The organism is Shewanella sp. SM20 (assembly GCF_025654545.1).
GTDB lineage: Bacteria > Pseudomonadota > Gammaproteobacteria > Enterobacterales > Shewanellaceae > Shewanella > Shewanella oncorhynchi.
In genome coordinates this window covers 15,256-31,240 of the sequence record NZ_JAKKRK010000003.1, presented here as the reverse complement: position 1 = coordinate 31,240, position 15,985 = coordinate 15,256, and the positions used below count along the sequence as shown (strand labels likewise).

The 15,985-nt window shown below is 44.5% G+C and carries 18 protein-coding genes; 6 read left to right on the top strand and 12 right to left on the bottom strand.

Annotation, left to right across the window (positions count from 1 at the left end; all coding sequences use genetic code 11):
- Positions 1-91 precede the first annotated feature (91 nt).
- Entirely contained in the window at positions 92-1,603 is a 1,512-nt protein-coding gene (locus L5M18_RS02070; RefSeq protein ID WP_263195830.1) for an AAA family ATPase, read from the top strand.
- 135 nt (positions 1,604-1,738) lie between these two features.
- The gene (locus L5M18_RS02065; RefSeq protein ID WP_263141545.1) at positions 1,739-2,374 is read left to right on the top strand and encodes a DUF2625 domain-containing protein; all 636 of its coding nucleotides are present in this window, start codon (positions 1,739-1,741) and stop codon (positions 2,372-2,374) included.
- A 378-nt stretch (positions 2,375-2,752) separates the two neighbouring features.
- Here L5M18_RS02065 and L5M18_RS02060 read toward each other — a convergent pair whose 3' ends face one another.
- The 4 genes from L5M18_RS02060 to cysP form a co-directional block, all read right to left on the bottom strand.
- Positions 2,753-3,883, bottom strand: a complete 1,131-nt coding sequence (locus L5M18_RS02060; RefSeq protein ID WP_028759250.1) for a sulfate/molybdate ABC transporter ATP-binding protein — start codon at positions 3,881-3,883, stop codon at positions 2,753-2,755.
- Positions 3,880-4,746 carry a sulfate ABC transporter permease subunit CysW gene (gene cysW, locus L5M18_RS02055; protein WP_028759251.1) on the bottom strand — a complete coding sequence of 289 codons (867 nt, stop codon included), beginning with the start codon at positions 4,744-4,746 and terminating at the stop codon, positions 3,880-3,882. The genes L5M18_RS02060 and cysW overlap by 4 nt, the downstream gene beginning before the upstream one ends.
- Positions 4,747-4,755: 9 nt before the next feature.
- Positions 4,756-5,601 carry a sulfate/thiosulfate ABC transporter permease CysT gene (gene cysT / locus L5M18_RS02050; protein WP_105249982.1) on the bottom strand — a complete coding sequence of 282 codons (846 nt, stop codon included), beginning with the start codon at positions 5,599-5,601 and terminating at the stop codon, positions 4,756-4,758.
- Between the two features lie 186 nt (positions 5,602-5,787).
- Complete coding sequence (gene cysP, locus L5M18_RS02045; RefSeq protein WP_028759253.1) at positions 5,788-6,795, bottom strand: thiosulfate ABC transporter substrate-binding protein CysP; 1,008 nt, start codon at positions 6,793-6,795, stop codon at positions 5,788-5,790.
- A gap of 212 nt (positions 6,796-7,007) precedes the next feature.
- On the opposite strand from cysP, the gene cysM reads away from it, so the two are divergent.
- On the top strand, positions 7,008-7,886 hold the full coding sequence (gene cysM, locus L5M18_RS02040; protein ID WP_105249981.1) for a cysteine synthase CysM: 879 nt from the start codon (positions 7,008-7,010) through the stop codon (positions 7,884-7,886).
- Between the two features lie 94 nt (positions 7,887-7,980).
- Here cysM and L5M18_RS02035 read toward each other — a convergent pair whose 3' ends face one another.
- Entirely contained in the window at positions 7,981-8,517 is a 537-nt protein-coding gene (locus L5M18_RS02035) for a DUF4136 domain-containing protein (protein WP_263195829.1), read from the bottom strand.
- Between the two features lie 177 nt (positions 8,518-8,694).
- Here L5M18_RS02035 and L5M18_RS02030 point away from each other — a divergent pair, with 177 nt between their 5' ends.
- Positions 8,695-9,000 (top strand): DUF1289 domain-containing protein, encoded by a 306-nt coding sequence (locus L5M18_RS02030; protein WP_028759256.1) that lies wholly within the window; start codon positions 8,695-8,697, stop codon positions 8,998-9,000.
- An 86-nt stretch (positions 9,001-9,086) separates the two neighbouring features.
- On the opposite strand, the gene L5M18_RS02025 is transcribed toward L5M18_RS02030, so the two are convergent.
- From L5M18_RS02025 to L5M18_RS02005, 5 genes are all read right to left on the bottom strand, one after another.
- Entirely contained in the window at positions 9,087-10,355 is a 1,269-nt protein-coding gene (locus L5M18_RS02025; protein ID WP_263195828.1) for an ATP-binding protein, read from the bottom strand.
- 11 nt (positions 10,356-10,366) lie between these two features.
- On the bottom strand, positions 10,367-11,080 hold the full coding sequence (locus L5M18_RS02020; protein WP_006080570.1) for a response regulator: 714 nt from the start codon (positions 11,078-11,080) through the stop codon (positions 10,367-10,369).
- Positions 11,080-11,490 (bottom strand): DUF3019 domain-containing protein, encoded by a 411-nt coding sequence (locus L5M18_RS02015; RefSeq protein WP_028759258.1) that lies wholly within the window; start codon positions 11,488-11,490, stop codon positions 11,080-11,082. The genes L5M18_RS02020 and L5M18_RS02015 overlap by 1 nt, the downstream gene beginning before the upstream one ends.
- 5 nt (positions 11,491-11,495) lie before the next feature.
- A complete protein-coding gene (locus tag L5M18_RS02010) occupies positions 11,496-12,359 on the bottom strand; it encodes a MipA/OmpV family protein (protein WP_219250276.1) in 864 nt (287 codons plus the stop codon).
- 362 nt (positions 12,360-12,721) lie between these two features.
- The gene (locus tag L5M18_RS02005; RefSeq protein ID WP_028759260.1) at positions 12,722-12,958 is read right to left on the bottom strand and encodes a hypothetical protein; all 237 of its coding nucleotides are present in this window, start codon (positions 12,956-12,958) and stop codon (positions 12,722-12,724) included.
- 808 nt (positions 12,959-13,766) lie between these two features.
- On the opposite strand from L5M18_RS02005, the gene L5M18_RS02000 reads away from it, so the two are divergent.
- Positions 13,767-14,330 carry an acetate uptake transporter gene (locus L5M18_RS02000; protein WP_113939919.1) on the top strand — a complete coding sequence of 188 codons (564 nt, stop codon included), beginning with the start codon at positions 13,767-13,769 and terminating at the stop codon, positions 14,328-14,330.
- Between the two features lie 68 nt (positions 14,331-14,398).
- On the opposite strand, the gene L5M18_RS01995 is transcribed toward L5M18_RS02000, so the two are convergent.
- Positions 14,399-14,869 (bottom strand): YcxB family protein, encoded by a 471-nt coding sequence (locus L5M18_RS01995; protein WP_219255296.1) that lies wholly within the window; start codon positions 14,867-14,869, stop codon positions 14,399-14,401.
- Positions 14,870-15,110: 241 nt separating this feature from the next.
- Here L5M18_RS01995 and L5M18_RS01990 point away from each other — a divergent pair, with 241 nt between their 5' ends.
- Complete coding sequence (locus tag L5M18_RS01990) at positions 15,111-15,449, top strand: DUF1971 domain-containing protein (protein WP_168825047.1); 339 nt, start codon at positions 15,111-15,113, stop codon at positions 15,447-15,449.
- 106 nt (positions 15,450-15,555) lie between these two features.
- Here L5M18_RS01990 and L5M18_RS01985 read toward each other — a convergent pair whose 3' ends face one another.
- Complete coding sequence (locus L5M18_RS01985; RefSeq protein WP_113939921.1) at positions 15,556-15,972, bottom strand: VOC family protein; 417 nt, start codon at positions 15,970-15,972, stop codon at positions 15,556-15,558.
- Positions 15,973-15,985: the final 13 nt, after the last annotated feature.

Sequence of the window (15,985 nt, the reverse complement as noted above, 5' to 3'; positions counted from 1 at the left end):
TTAATCGGTTAACTTTTGTCTGTTGTATCAAGTCCAGTTCGCTGGACTTTTTTATGACCCATTTTGGGTGAATAAAAAGGAATTTGAAAGCATGCAAGATATTCACGATTTAACCTCAGTGCTGCGCTCCAATACGCCAATTGTAGTGATTGAAACCAATGAAGAATATCGCGTGGTTGAGCTGCTTAAGCGGGTCGCAAGTGTGCTCTATCAACCTGTGTTTACATGGAGCATCACCCAAGGCCTAGCACGGGTCGATAAGCCCTTGGCGGCGCAAAAGTTTAATAGTGAGCCAACCGATCTACTCGGGCAAATTAAATCAACCTCACAGCAGGGGATTTATGTGTTGTGCGATTTTCATCCCTTTGTGATTGATGCACCTAAGAATGTCCGTTTGCTTAAAGAAATCGCCCTTGAGTACGAGACGCTGCAACACACATTAGTGCTGGTGAGCCATGCCTTTGAAATCCCGCCTGAAATCAAACGTTATTGCGCTTATTTTCACTTAACTTTGCCAAGTACAGTGCAATTGCAAAATCTGATTTATCTTGAAGTTGATAAAATTCGTCACCAAGGTACGCCGCTACAGGTCGATGATGCTGCTGTGGTCAAATTAGCCGATAATCTGCGAGGCGTGACTTTAGACGATGCCCGTCGTCTCGTACGCAGAGCCATAGTCAATGACGGTGCTATTACCTTGTCAGATATCGACGCCATCAATAAAGCCAAGTTTCAGCTACTCGATCTTAATGGTGTGTTGCAATTTGAATACGACACCAGTGATTTTTCACAGGTTGCCGGACTGCATAACCTTAAAAAATGGCTCAAGCAGCGCTCGCCCATAGTGGCAGTCAGCGCCATTGACCAAGACGGTCAGCCGACTCCAGTTCAGCACGTCAAAGCGCTCGATGCGCCCAAGGGGATTTTACTGCTGGGCGTTCAGGGCAGTGGTAAGAGCCTCGCGGCTAAGGCGGTTGCGGGCGTTTGGCAACGACCTTTGCTTAGGCTCGATATGGCAGCCTTATATAACAAATACATAGGCGAAACCGAGAAGAACCTGCGTAACGCACTGGATCTGGCTGACATGATGTCGCCCTGTGTGCTTTGGATAGATGAAATTGAAAAAGGCTTAAGCGGGAGTAGCAGTGATGAGGGAACATCGACGCGGATACTTGGCACCTTACTCACTTGGATGGCGGAGCGTAAATCTGAAGTGTTTGTGGTGGCTACCGCTAATGATATTCAAGCTCTGCCGCCAGAGTTGATGCGAAAAGGCAGGATGGATGAAATCTTTTTTGTCGATTTACCCGACGAAGCCATACGCAAAGCCATCTTCTTAATCCACTGTAAGCGCCGTGGAATCGATGTGGCGAGCTTAGATCTCGCCCTTTTATCAGCTCGTAGCCAAGGATTTTCCGGCGCCGAAATCGAACAAGCGGTAATTGCTGCCATGTATACCGCAAGAAGCGTTGAGCGCAGTGTCGATCAGCTGTTACTACTCGAAGAACTGAGCAAAACTCGGCCTTTATCTGTGGTCATGAGCGATAAAATCAATGCGCTACGACAATGGGCTGCAGGGCGAACCGTGAATGCCCATGAGTAAGATTTTTGCTTAGTGCCATGAGTGCTAACTAGCATTTTTAAACGCTATATTGGCTTAGTTATTTTCGAGATTCCCAAGGTACCGTTATGAATGATGAGTCGTTTTGCTGGATATTAGTGATATAAGGATAAGAGATTGAAAAGTATATATGAACTGATTGATATCGAAGACTCTGGCATAAAAGTAGTCAATGAAATGGTTGCTGGTGCTGAGCATTGTGTAGAGATACTGCCGCCTTCAAAGGATCGGGTTGAAGTACTTGAATCCCTTCAGGTATCGACTCGTTCGGTATTAGGGGCTATTGCCTATGAAACCGGTGGGATTTTGATCGACAATGGATGGATTCGATTTTTCGGCTCTGGACATGAAAGATTGTCTAGAAACCTTACTGATTGGAATAGAAGTGCACATTATCTTTTAGTGGCGAATGACGTAGTTGGTGGATTTTTTGCTATCAACGGCGGCGGTTTAGGCGCAGATGTTGGGAATATATACTATTGGTCGCCAGACTCAATTCATTGGGAAGGGTTAGAAATCGGGTTCGCAGATTTTTTTCAATGGTCAGCTACAAAGAGAATCAATGAGTTTTATGCGAGTTTAGGTAAAGAGCGCTTTCAAAAAACCTATTCACAGATAGCTACAGATAAATGCCTGAGCTTTTATCCATTTTTATGGGCGAAAGAAGGTTCTATTGAAATAAGCAGCGTGAAAGTGGTGTCAGTTGATGAAATGTATAGGCTGAAATTGGAATTATTAACCTCGGTTAGTTAATTCGTTTACCCGCTGATTTTATGAGTACTTCTGCAATAATTATTTGTTATAAACATCTAATATATTGATTGTTAGATGTAAATCTGCTTATCAGCTCTATTGATTCAACATGGATGGGCTGTATATGCCATCCATGATTAATCACTTCTTCGGAGGGGACAGCGCCAAGATCTAGCTGACGTTTTGGCGGTATCTTGGGCTTTCTCGTTACCGCTTGCATCAAAAATCAAAGCTGTCGCTATCACCAAAAGTTGTCGCGGCAATGCCTAATGAGTGCTTTAGTGTTTGGCGTGACAATATCTCTCTAAATGGTTTGAATCTTAGCGGTATCCACTCCCTGTGGTACCGCTAATGCTGCTTATTCCTATTATGATGACATTAGATATCAAAGGCGAGACTGCCCGGAGTCAGGAATGGCCAACTTAGACGCGTCGGTGAACTCTCACCCTGCGCACCAAAGAAGTAAGCTGTTCTTGGGGTAGCGTAAACTACACTGCCTTTTTGCAACCCGAGTTCCTGCAGATTATGGTGGGTGAATTTGGCTTCCCACAGTTCTTCGCTATGCCAGCCATGTGGGGCTAATTCCAGTCTTACTTCGGCGCCAATGGGGGTCATGGCGACAATATTGAACGGCAAATTGGCCTGACTATTAGGCTTATTTGACAGCGCTAATTCGTGACTGCGTACATAGAGAACACCATCTTGCTGCAGTGCTGGCTGTTCTGGAGGTGTTAAAAATGCTTGACCATTTTCCCAACGTTTTTGTTGCCAACTGGCTTCAAAGACATTGACGTTACCAAGAAAATCAAACACAAAGCGACTATTGGGGTGTGAGTATAGCTCAGCAGGTGTATTAATCTGTTCTATATGACCATTGCTCATCACTACCACTCTATCTGAAAGCTCAAGAGCCTCATCCTGATCGTGGGTCACAAACACGCTGGTGAATTTCAATTCATCATGCAGGCTGCGTAGCCAGCGGCGTAGTTCTTTACGCACTTTAGCATCCAAGGCGCCAAAGGGTTCATCCAGTAGCAAGACTTCTGGTTGGGTCGCCAGTGCGCGGGCCAATGCAATGCGCTGTTTTTGTCCACCCGAGAGTTGTTCAGGATAGCGCTGTGCGAGGTGGCCTAGTTGTACTGTTTCTAGCAGTTGTGTCACTCGCTTATGAATTTCTGCCGCCGAAGGCCTTTGTTTTTTCGGCATGACTTCGAGTCCAAAGGCGACGTTATCGGCGACCGTCATATGGCGAAACAGCGCGTAGTTTTGAAACACAAAACCCACACGTCTTTCACGCACATGCACTTGAGTGACATCTCGGTTGCCGAATTGAATTTGGCCGCTATCGGCTCCTTCAAGACCAGCAATAATCCGCAGCAGTGTGGTTTTGCCTGAACCTGATGGTCCCAGCAGACCAATCATTTCCCCTTCTTGAATATCGAGATTAAGTGGGGAAAGCGCCTGAAATTGGCCAAATTTCTTGGAAATATTAGTAAGACGAATACTCATAGTTGGCTCTGCTCTTTATTGTCATTGGCGGTTAAACTGCGTTGTTGCCGCCATTCCACTACGGCTTTTAACATTAGGGTAAATAGGGCGATCAGGGCCAGTAATGACGCGCTCGCGAAGGCGGCTTCGGCCTGATAATCTTCATACAATAATTGCACATGTAAAGGTAAGGTATTGGTTTCGCCGCGAATGTTGCCAGATACGACAGCAACGGCACCAAATTCTCCTACGGCTCTGGCATTGGTGAGGATCACACCGTAAATCAGTGCCCATTTGATGTTGGGTAGGGTCACGCGGCGAAAGAGTTGCCACCATGACGCTCCAAGGATCACTGCAGCTTCTTCTTCCGATGCGCCCTGTTGTTGCATCAATGGGATCAGTTCTCTGGCTACAAAGGGGCAAGTGACAAAAATGGTCACTAATAGTATTCCCGGCCAAGCAAACATGATCTGCAGATCGTGCTCATATAGCCATTCGCCCAGCCAGCCACTGTTGCCATAGAGCAGCAAATAGAGCAAACCTGCGACGACAGGGGAGACCGCAAATGGAATATCAATTAGCGTGATCAGTAACTTGCGACCGGGGAATTCAAAGCGAGTCACGCTCCAGGCCAGCATGATTCCGAACACTAAATTGATCGGTACTGTGAGTGCTGCCACCATCAGCGTTAAACCAATCGCATGCAGCGAATCCGGTTGAGTTAGGTGCCCAATATAACGCTCCCAACCTCCGACAAACGCCTGCTGAAAAATACTCACCAACGGCAATAGCAACAATAGCAAGCCCAAGAGCACGGCGAGGGTAATAAGGCTCCATTTGATCAGGGGCGCTTCACCGACTCTTAAGGGTTTAAATGAGTTCATATTCGCTCCTTATCGTCCATGAATGCGGCGCAGATAACGCGCCTGCCACAGGTTTATCAGCAGTAATAGCAGTAACGAGGTCATCAGAACCACTGAGGCAATGGCGCTGGCACCTGCAAAATCAAATTCTTGCAGGCGGACAAAGATCATTAACGAAGTGATTTCACTGATATAAGGCATATTGCCAGCGATAAAGATCACTGCACCAAACTCACCCAGACTGCGGGTAAAAGACAGTGCCGTTCCAATCATTAATGCTGGCCAAAGAGAGGGCAAAATAACCCGCCAGAATACCGAACGATCCGAGGCGCCAAGCGTCATTCCCGCTTCTTCTTCCTCGTGGGATAACTCTTCGAGAACGGGTTGTACCGTACGAACCACAAAGGGAATACTGGTGAAAATCATCGCGACCACTATGCCTAGCGGGGTGTAGGCGACTTTTATGCCCCATTCAGCTAATAGACTACCGATTTGGCCGTTTTCCGCATAAAGGGTGGCTAAGGTGATACCGGCAACGGCGGTCGGCAAGGCAAAGGGTAAATCTACCAAGGCATCTAAAATGCGTTTGCCGGGAAATTCATAACGCACGAGTACCCATGCGAGTAATAATCCGAAAAGGCAGTTAAATAATGATGCCGCGAGCGCCGATAGTATGGTAACTCGGTAACTGGCAACCACTCTGGGATCGGCAATCACACCCCAGTATTCGGACCAGCTCATTGAACTGGTCTGCATAATTAAGCCTGTGGTCGGCAATAATAGGATTAGGCTGACAAATAGTAGTGACACACCTAAGCTGATGGTAAAACCGGGAAGAACCCGCTTATGGCGTAAACGCCCGTTATTAAAAATCACAGAATAATCACCCGATCAGGTTAATTGCGTTAAACCAATACTATTTATACGGTTCGCTCGTTGTTGGCTCAAGCCTTTGTTGGATGCAATCTTTACGGCTAACACTGATTGATAAATGCCAATTAGCGATAAACCCGAGACTTTGCTCGGGTTCAATGTTGATATCTTACTACATTAAGGACGATATCAGCGCTTTAATAGCTCATCGAGTTTTGCACCGTTAGCAAACTGCGTTTTCATCGCATTATCCCAACCACCTATGATTTGCTCAACAGTCAGCAGGTCAACGGTAGGGAACTGCTTAGCAAACTCAGCTTTTACCTTTTCGTTGTGTACACGATAGCTGAATCCTGCCAGTAGACGTTGCGCTTCTTCGCTGTAGAGATAATTCAAATACTCAGTTGCGAGTTCCTGTGTACCGTTACGCTTAGCATTTTTCTCAACCACAGCGACGGGGAACTCTGCCAGAATCGAGGTTTTTGGTACAACCACTTGGTAATCGTCCGTACCATACTGCTGGCGGATATTGTTCACTTCCGATTCAAAGGTAATTAATACATCACCGATCCCACGTTCAACAAAGGAGGTGGTCGCACCGCGGCCGCCAGTATCAAATACTGCGACATTACCGAGGAATTTTTTCAGGAATTGATCCAGTTTAGCCTGATTATCCTTACCATAGTTTTTCTGAGCATAACCTAATGCGGCTAAATAAGTGTAGCGAGCATTACCAGAGGTTTTTGGGTTAGGAAAGACCAGTTTAACGTCATCTCTCGCTAAATCGCCCCAGTCGCTGATCTGCTTTGGGTTACCTTTGCGTACCAAAAATGCGATGGTGGAATAGTAAGGTGAACTGGCGTTAGGCAGTAATTGTTGCCAATTTTCTGGGATCAATTTACCGCGATCGTGCAGAACTTGAACGTCTGTTACTTGGTTAAAGGTCACCACATCTGCGGGTAATCCCTGCAGAATAGAGCGTGCCTGTGCAGATGATCCTGCATGGGATTGTTTAATTTCGACGGTTTTACCTGTTTTCTCTTCCCAATGTTTGGCAAAAACGGGGTTGTAGGCATTGAATAATTCCCGTGCGATATCATAAGAGGAATTAAGCAGGGTTTGATCTGCGGCAGTCACATTGAGTGAGGTTCCCAGAATGAGGGTTCCTAGCAGGGCCTTTATCAATTTTACGGACATTTTTAACTCCTTAATCTGGCAATTTTGTCAGCGTTATGGCACCTAGAGTAATAGAATTAATTGTTTATAAAAAGCCAGTTGAATAGAACTTTTTTGAATAACTATGAGCGATTTATTTTATGTTATAAGCAGTATTCACCGTGTTTGTCAGTGGTAACCGACTTAGAATAGGCTATCGCTTAGTTGTTTTTATCAAGTAAAGGATAATCCTAGTGTCTGACTTTCCGACAATTGAAGCCTGCATCGGGCAAACTCCGCTGGTTCGCTTGCAGCGGCTTAACTGTGGTACTTCCACTGTACTGTTAAAATTGGAAGGCAATAACCCCGCGGGTTCAGTAAAAGATCGTCCTGCACTTAATATGATTATTCAGGCCGAACTTCGCCAAGAAATAAGCCCTGGTGATACGCTTATTGAGGCAACGAGTGGCAATACTGGGATTGCGCTGGCGATGGCGGCGGCAATCAAAGGATACAAGATGATCCTGATTATGCCGAATAATTCGACTCAGGAGCGTAAGGATGCGATGCAAGCCTATGGCGCAGAACTCATGCTAGTGGATAACATGGAGACTGCGCGGGATTTGGCGCTGCAGTTACAAAGCGAAGGCAAAGGTAAGGTGCTGGATCAATTTAATAACCAAGATAACGCTAATGCCCATTTCCTCACGACAGGCCCTGAGATCTGGCAACAGAGTCTAGGCAAAATTACCCACTTTGTGTCAAGTATGGGGACGACAGGTACCATAATGGGTGTGTCAAAATACCTTAAAAGTTGTAATCCCGACATCACTATCGTCGGCCTTCAACCCGCCGATGGCAGTGCTATTCCAGGGATTCGGCGTTGGCCGCAGGCATATTTGCCTGGGATTTTTGATGCTTCTTGGGTTGATTTAGTTATGGATATTGAAGAGCAAGATGCAAAAGCCATGGCGAGAACTTTAGCGCGAGAGGAAGGGATTTGTGCAGGAGTCAGTTCGGGCGGTGCCGTGTTTGCTGCGCTGGAGATTGCTAAACAATATCCGGGTTCTGTGGTCGTGGCGATTGTCTGTGATAGGGGCGATCGTTACCTTTCGTCAGGGCTTTTTTCCTGAGTCCTAGATTTTTACTTTAAGCATATTGAGCGATATGAATGTTTGATGGGTGAAAATGGGCGAGATACGCCCATTTTTACCCTTTAAAACGTGATCATTTTTTCGGTGGGAATTGCGCCAAAATTCGGTTGACGGCTTTGGCGGTATCTTGGGCTTTCTCGTTACCGCCTGCATCGAAATCATAGCTGTTGCTGCCACGCCAAATAAGAGCTTTGGTCTTAGGATCGACAATATCTATCTGAATGGTTTGAATTTTAGCGGTATCACTCCCCAGCGGCACGCCAACACTGGTGCCTATTCCAATCCCGCCCGAATTTCCGAATGTGCCTGTGCCTAATCCAATGGATAGCCCTGAATCTTTGGGCTTATCTTGGGTGAGTAAGGCGTAGGCGACGTTAAAGTCGGGCGACGCTGTATTTTCTACAAACCCTTTTTGAGTCAATTGGTTGTTAATTTCTACTTGAATACGCTGGGCGCTTAACGGGTCATCCGTCGGCTGTGGTGTTAACTGGGTAAAGCTGCGTAGTGCGGTGAAGTCGTAATTGAGATCATAATCGTTTTTCGGTTTACTGCTGCAAGCGCTTAATAAGGCAACAGCGACGAGCAGACTGGCAAAGTGACGGTATCCCATGATAGTGCTCCAAGTTGTACAAACTCTGTTCAATGTGCCTTGATTAAGGTTGTTTCTGCAAGTACTTTAGATGAGCGTGTTGTATTTGAATCGCTTTGAGTGCAATTCCACACGCTTTGTTTTTAGCAAGGATCGTTTTGAGTATGGTTCATTTTTAGATAGGAATAGCGGCGGGTTATGGAACAGTTAGCCTTTTTTGATATCCCGAGTCCTTGTATCGGTGTGTGTGTTACCGATGCGCGCGGTTACTGTAATGGTTGCCTGCGAAGCCGTGACGAAAGATTCAATTGGTTAACGTTTTCAGATGCGCAAAAGTATGATGTCATTCGCCTGTGTACTCAACGTAAACGTCGTCGCCAGTTAGCGATGATGAAAGCAAGGCAAGCACAAATAGAGCAAGAAAGGGCAGCGTTAAACCCACAGTTGAATTTTGAGCCTGAGCCCGAAGCCGATCTGGATTTTGGTGGCTTCGAGCTAGACTAATAGGTTGAATTGACTTGTTTAACTCGCTTTTTGCATTCGCGAGTGGGATTAATGACTGACATACAATAGTCTCATCTCGCTTGCTATTACAGCTTGCGCTTCTTCGGCCAGATTAAATTAAATCGGGTATGTTGCTCATCGCTGGTGACGCTCACATTCCCCTGGTGTCGCTGCATAATCCGTTTGATGATCGCAAGGCCTAAACCATGTCCTTTATTGCCATTCTGTACCGATTGGCTGCGATAAAATGGCTCGAACACTTTCGGTAAATCCACCGCGGGGATAGGTTCGCCGTCGTTACTCACACTTAAATTGACCCTGTGCTGCGTTTGCTTAACCTCAATAATGATTTCAGTGCGGGCAAAGCGTTGTGCATTGGTCAGTAAATTCTGTAGCGCCCGTTCGATTAATGCGGGTTCTCCGAATAAGGGCAGTTTTTCGACTTCGGCTTTGAGCGTTATAGGCGTTGGACTTAAGGTTTCTAGGCGCTTAATACTTTGATTGATGAGATTAATTAAATCGTACTCATCCAACTGGATACCTTCTCGCTGTGACTCTAAGCTGGCGTAGGTCAGCAGTTCTTGAAGTAAGTCTTCCATTTCTTTGATGTCGAGCTGCATTTCATCGAGAAAGTCTTGTCGCTTCTGTTCGTCCGAATCTGGCTGACAATACATAGGCATAAGTGCAAGAGCAAATTTGAGCCTCGCCAGTGGCGTGCGGATCTCATGGGATACCGCATTAGAGAGGTGTTTCTGGTTCTCAATCAAGGCGCTGATATGTCGCGCCATTTCGTTAAACGTATTGGCTAAGGGCTTAACTTGGGAGCGATTTGACAGGGTAATCCGCGTGTCCCATTTGGCTTCGCCAAATTCTTTGGTGGCCTTACGCAGTATGCTCAAATCCCGTGAAAGCGGGCCGACCCAAATTAGCGCAACGAGGGCGAGCGATAAATAAAAGAACAGGGTGAACAGGCTGCGAAGGTTGGCTCTGGGATCTATGTCCAGCGGCCCCGCCATTAAAACTTGATCGTCTACTCGAATAAATTGCAGCAAGCTATCATCATTGGCCGTGGTGGTGAACACCTTGCTTGTGCTTAACGCTTGATTATCTGCCAGCGCGACTTGATCTGCATTGAGTAATTGCAGTGGCATCATAGGGTTCGCTGGGATCGCCTCCAGATACCGTTGGCGGGCATCGGGAGGTAATTCCGCTAATAATTGCGCCAATGCCACTAACGGCGCATCGAGGGCATTATTGTCATCAACATTCTTCTGCCACAGGCTGTCGAGTGTCCAGCCAATCCCAAGCACGCTGAGACTGAGTAGCAGATATAAACTGATAAAGAGACGTTTCACTGTATTTGTGCTTAGTTATTCCAAGCTTCAGGAGCAAAGAGATAACCTTGTCCCCAAACGGTTTTAATTCTGAAAGGTGTCTCAATATTATCGTTGAGTTTTTTACGTAATCTAGAGATCCGCACGTCAATTTTTCGATCTTTACCATCGAAATCAATATTGAGTAACAACTGATAAATATACTGACGGCTGAGCACTTGGCCCGCTTGCGAGGCCAGTAACCACAGCAATTCGAATTCATGGCTGGTGAGATCAATTTCAGTTTCATTAAGACGAATCGCATGGGTATGCGGGTCGATACTCAATTTACCGAAGGTTAGACAGTGTGATTCTGCCTGTGGTGGCTGATTCTGACGGCGAAGTAAGTTGTTGATCCGCGCAACTAACAGAGCAGGATCGACGGGCTTGACCACGTAGTCATCGGCACCGAGTTCTAGTCCTTTGATTTGATCTTCACTTGAACCAAGTGCGCTCATCAATAGGATTGGACCTGCAAAATAATCGGGCAGTTTCTCACACAGAGTGAGACCATCCATGCCGGGCAGCATAATGTCTAACAGTATGATATCTGGCTTGTAATTGATTAATCGTGTTAGCACTGTATCGCCACGGCGTTCAACTTCAACATGCATACCATGGGATTTTAGGTAATCTACAATCAAGTTTGCTAGGCGAACGTCGTCTTCAACCAATAATACTCTGTGGTTCGATTGTGGGCTTGTCATTAAAATAAACTCCAAGGGTTGCGGTAACGTCTGCGAACCTGAGGTTGTGATGCAGAAGTGATTTTAAGTTTGGCACCAGCCAAAGTTTGGTTACTGTCTTTACTCACCATGACAAATTGAATATCCGTCATAGTGTGGATTTTCATGCTTAACGTATGGGTTGAAACTGAATCACTGCACCATTTGGGGTAGGCAGCGTTGTCGGACAAGATACAGATAAGCTCATCTTTAGCGAGTTCCCACTGTAGTTCTATATAGACGTCACAGGCCTCAGTTTCTGAACTTGTGATGCAAATTTCGGGTGTGAGTTTGAGTGCCGAGTCGCGAGTTTTGGCTTGTGCTGAACTTTGGCCCATCAAGCCGAGGCTTAGACCTATAAAGCAAAGCAAGCTTAACTGAGGCAGTGTCACTAACGTTAGAACCTATAGGCTGCGCCGATAAAGTAGGTGCTGCTATAGTCTTGGTCTAACAAGGGACTGGCGGCAATCTCATCGGCAATTAGAGTGTAACGAACTGCCAACAGTAGATCCCAATTGTCAGTTAATATGTAACGGGCCGTCATTTCCGCACCTTTATCCCAACCTGATTTTGCTTGATATCTTTCGCTCCAATAGGCGTTTTCACTGGGTCTAACGCTGTAATAATAATCCACTACGGCTTGGCTTTTCCAATCAAATACCAACGCAAACTCAAAAATGAAACGATCGTAATCCCAGCCATAGGTCCATTTTATTTGTGCTTCTGAACCTTGATGAACATTAAACATATCATGGGTGTACGCCAATCTAATAATACCGAGCCGCGTATAGATGAATGCTTCGGCACCGCCAAGTAAGGTGAAGTTCCGAGTCTCTAAGGAATTAAACTCAGGCTCTGGCTCAGTCGACAAAGCCATACTATTTATGGCTTTGGCTTCAACTTGAGTGCCACGATTCAAAAAGATATTTGATGGGTCCCATTGATAGAAGTAGGCTCTATCTAAGCTATAACTTGTTACTAAGTTAATTGTAAAGCTTTCTTGCTCGGCTAAGGTATAACCTAAATTACCATTGTCGAAGAACCAGTGTTCGCCGTAATAGGCCACTGTTGGAATAAAGAACAATGGAATATCGTCAAAATCCCTGAGTGGATTGCTTTTTTGTCCCCAGCCTATGGCGATGCCTAGATCCCAGTTGTTCATCTCAATACATTGATTTTCTGGTGCACAGGCTTCTTTCGCCATTCCGATTGCAGGCAAAATACTTAAACTTGTAATTAGGACAAAAAGAATACGATACATGATTTAACGATTAAGGGCTGAGGTTAACAATACAGGAAAACAGATTAGCATTTTATGCTCAATTCAACAGTGGTTTCATTCACGCAGATGCAAAATGATACAGCTATCAATTAAATAGTAAATTTGTAGATCGCACAATACCTTGATAGTCATGCTAAAAGCTTATCTTGGCAGCTTTCGTACGGTTAATTGTGGATGTTAAATTTTGTGTTTTATAAGTTTCGAGTGTAACTGAAATGATGTCAATTATGGTGTAAAAGCTGTGTTGCTTGGAAATAATAATGCCATTCGCAAGTGTGAATGGCACTGACTGAAGCCGAATAACCTACTTTGTGGTAATAACACAGAGATTAGAATGAAGATTAATTGACCTCAGTAACTGACTTGTAGCCCATTTCTGTCAATTGATCGTTTACACAATCAAGCACATATTGTTTTAGCTCAGCATTTTCGACTTGATCTTCAGAGGCCATCTGCTGGCACACTTCTTTCAGCTGAGCGAGATCGGCTGCTGGTGCAGGCGGTAAAGAGGAGTCGTCAGCAAAGGAAGTGAAACTTACTAATGCCAATAGAGTAAAAACAGCTGATAACTTATTCATTTTATTTCCTTTAGTTATGTATTGCCAACCACAGATTAAGAAGCATTCTCTTAACACCACTGTGCCAACATCAGCAATTTATCACTGCTATTCTGTTTTAGATATAAATAATTTTCACCTTTCTTGATTAAGGTTTTTTACCTTGTTTTCCCTTGATTCGCTTCGAGTAAATGGGCTGGCTGAGTGTACTTTATTTGCTCTAGTTTGATTCATTCTCAGCATCTTTTGCTGCTTGAGTTAGGTTCACACCCCCCCCTCTGAACTCATGCGTGCTAAGTTGGCTCTTCTGAACTTGTGCTTGAAATTAATTGATGAAACTCTGCACATAAACTTATGTGCTTAACTTATTGCGCTTAATTGTGTGTACAGTAGAACTTGGATTTCTTTCAAAAATGCTGCTTACATCACTTTAAGGGCTTATTTGCGATAAAGTGCATTATTATCACTGTTTATGGTCGATTTTTAATGAAGGTTTAATCGCCGCTGTTAACTGAATTATGCGGTAGTTATAAGAAGTCATATAAAATGAGATATGACGCATGTTGTAGGCCGTTTTTTTTCTAGAATATTGAATTAAAAAGAATTAATTTTTATGTGTTTTTTAGTTTAAATTTTATTTTACAGTTTATTATTTTAACTTTATGTTTTTATTGTTTATTTTTATGTGTTCGTTTGTTTTTGATGATTACATTGCTAAGATTATAGCTATCCTCTAGAATGCGCCGCTCTCGCAGGTGCGCGTGCATAAGATTAATGGCAAATGCTATTGATTTTTATTGAATTGTTGATTTTTCTCTAGGGGAACTCTGTGTCTACAAAACTGGCTAATCCAGCGCCATTAGGTTTAATGGGCTTTGGTATGACAACAATTTTGTTAAACATTCATAATGCGGGATATTTCCCTATTGATTCTATGATCTTAGCCATGGGGATTTTTTACGGTGGCATTGGTCAAGTGATTGTGGGGATTATGTGTTTCATGCGCGGCGATACTTTTGGTACGACGGCATTTACCTCATACGGTTTGTTTTGGTTAACGCTAGTGGGCCTCATTTTAATGCCTAATGCTGGCATTGCGGCGAGTCCAACGTATTTTATGGGCTGGTATTTAACGCTTTGGGGCATATTCACGGCATTTATGTTTGTGGGTTCTTTGCGTTATCCAAGAGCCAAACAGTTTGTGTTTGCTTCTTTAACTATCTTATTTTTTCTGCTGGCGGCGCGTGATTTTACGGGTAGCGCCTTGATTGGCACTATTGCGGGCTTTGAAGGGATACTTTGCGGTGCGAGTGCGATTTATTTTGCGATGGCGCAGGTGCTTAATAATGAGTATGGCCGTACGATTTTACCGGTGGGTGAATTGAAAAAGTAACGATTCAGCAATGCAGAGTTGTAAAAAAGGCTGATGAAGATCAGCCTTTTTTATGGGTGTTAGCTGTACTAGATTTTAGTTTTAATATAGGCCACAGCTGCTTCATCTAAGCTACGGAGAGAAACATAACTCGTGCCTGCTTTGTGGGTGATCAAGAAGCCTTTTTCAGTTTCTTTAATCCGGTAAATGTCGGTCCATAAAATTTGGCTGGTCACAGACATGGATTGAGTATGAATCCCTTGCCCATCAATAGTGAGTGTGACCTCATTGCTGGCCGCTTTACTCATCATCTGACGCATCAACCACCATGCTTTGTGATACTTCACATTGAGCGCTTCGATAACACCTAACCCAACAAAAAAGTAAGCTAAATAAAGGCTAATATCGGTGAAAATAAGCGCGATACCTATCAGTGTTAATCCAATGGCTTTGTAGTAAGGTTTGAGCGTGGGATCTGGTACCACTGATTGTGTATAGCATTCATCGAAATGGGCTTTATCTAAAATATACGTTGTGGAGTATGAATAGGGCGTTGGCATCATGTCATCTAATTGAGGTGGCACTTAATGCGGGCTAGTGTAGCGATTACAGTGATGAAAGTAACTAACCTTGCTATTGCAAGCATGAATGAGCACTTTGGTGTTTTCAAATTCGACGTTTAAACCCGCTCGTTAATACAGGTCAAGATATGAGTTGGACAGAAATACGGCAACGGCTATATTAGTCTTGCCGTAAGCATTGTTCGATTTTCGTGATTTGACGCAAGGAGTGCAAAACATCATGGCCCTAGTCCCCAAAGATTTTGTCAATTACAAATCAACGCCGGTTTTCAACCATGACAACGTCCCTAAAATGTTGCTGCACATGCACAATACTAAGGCTGGCGTATATGGGCAAATCCAAGTGTTAACGGGCAGCTTAAAGTTTTATGGCTATACGGGTAGCAGGGGCGAGTTAGATAAAGAAATTATTATTCGCGCAGGTGAAACCGCCATTTCACATCCTGAATATTGGCATAAAGTGGAGCTACTGACCGAAGATACTCAGTTTAGACTCCACTTTTATGCCCATAAGGATTCGGCCATTGTGGCGCAGCAACAATCCGAGCGAAGCGAATAGTGTCTAGTACCTAGCTCCTACACCCTATTCACTACAAGCGGTTCTTGGCTACTTCTTTTTAATAACGATTTACGCTAGCTAATAGCTAATAGCTAATAGCTAATAGCTAATAGCGATTTCGTTCCGTTGGAATATCAGTTAAATACTCCACAAATTCCACTTCAAAGCCATGGGCATCGAAGAAGTAAATATTGCGTCGATAGGGATCATCCATGCCATCTTTGGCAATAGGAAAACCTGCTTGGGTCAGTCTTGCTATCACAGCATCTAAGTTGTCGGTCACAAAGGCAAAATGCGCCAGTCCAATTTGATGACCAGCCAAATCGCGGTTTTCACCTTCACCATTGTCACTAAAAGCAATGTATTGATAATCATCGCCAAAATGAATCCAATTACGGGGTTTGCCGTACCAAGTGCCTTTATCGCCACCGCGAACACGCCAATGGGGGAAAGCCGCTTGATAAAAGCGCAGTGCTGCGGGGATGTCGTCTACCACTAAATTGATATGCTCTAAATGAATCATAATGCGTTCCTTG

Excerpts from the sequence above, each read along its gene's own strand:
- L5M18_RS02030 (WP_028759256.1), top strand. The coding sequence starts at position 8,695 with ATGGAACAGTTAGCCTTTTTTGATATCCCGAGTCCTTGTATCGGTGTG.
- cysP (WP_028759253.1), bottom strand. The coding sequence starts at position 6,795 with ATGTCCGTAAAATTGATAAAGGCCCTGCTAGGAACCCTCATTCTGGGA.
- L5M18_RS01995 (WP_219255296.1), bottom strand. The coding sequence starts at position 14,869 with ATGCCAACGCCCTATTCATACTCCACAACGTATATTTTAGATAAAGCC.
- L5M18_RS01985 (WP_113939921.1), bottom strand. The coding sequence starts at position 15,972 with ATGATTCATTTAGAGCATATCAATTTAGTGGTAGACGACATCCCCGCA.
- L5M18_RS01990 (WP_168825047.1), top strand. The coding sequence starts at position 15,111 with ATGGCCCTAGTCCCCAAAGATTTTGTCAATTACAAATCAACGCCGGTT.
- L5M18_RS02020 (WP_006080570.1), bottom strand. The coding sequence starts at position 11,080 with ATGACAAGCCCACAATCGAACCACAGAGTATTATTGGTTGAAGACGAC.
- L5M18_RS02010 (WP_219250276.1), bottom strand. The coding sequence starts at position 12,359 with ATGTATCGTATTCTTTTTGTCCTAATTACAAGTTTAAGTATTTTGCCT.
- L5M18_RS02060 (WP_028759250.1), bottom strand. The coding sequence starts at position 3,883 with ATGAGTATTCGTCTTACTAATATTTCCAAGAAATTTGGCCAATTTCAG.
- L5M18_RS02035 (WP_263195829.1), bottom strand. The coding sequence starts at position 8,517 with ATGGGATACCGTCACTTTGCCAGTCTGCTCGTCGCTGTTGCCTTATTA.
- L5M18_RS02005 (WP_028759260.1), bottom strand. The coding sequence starts at position 12,958 with ATGAATAAGTTATCAGCTGTTTTTACTCTATTGGCATTAGTAAGTTTC.
- cysW (WP_028759251.1), bottom strand. The coding sequence starts at position 4,746 with ATGAACTCATTTAAACCCTTAAGAGTCGGTGAAGCGCCCCTGATCAAA.
- L5M18_RS02070 (WP_263195830.1), top strand. The coding sequence starts at position 92 with ATGCAAGATATTCACGATTTAACCTCAGTGCTGCGCTCCAATACGCCA.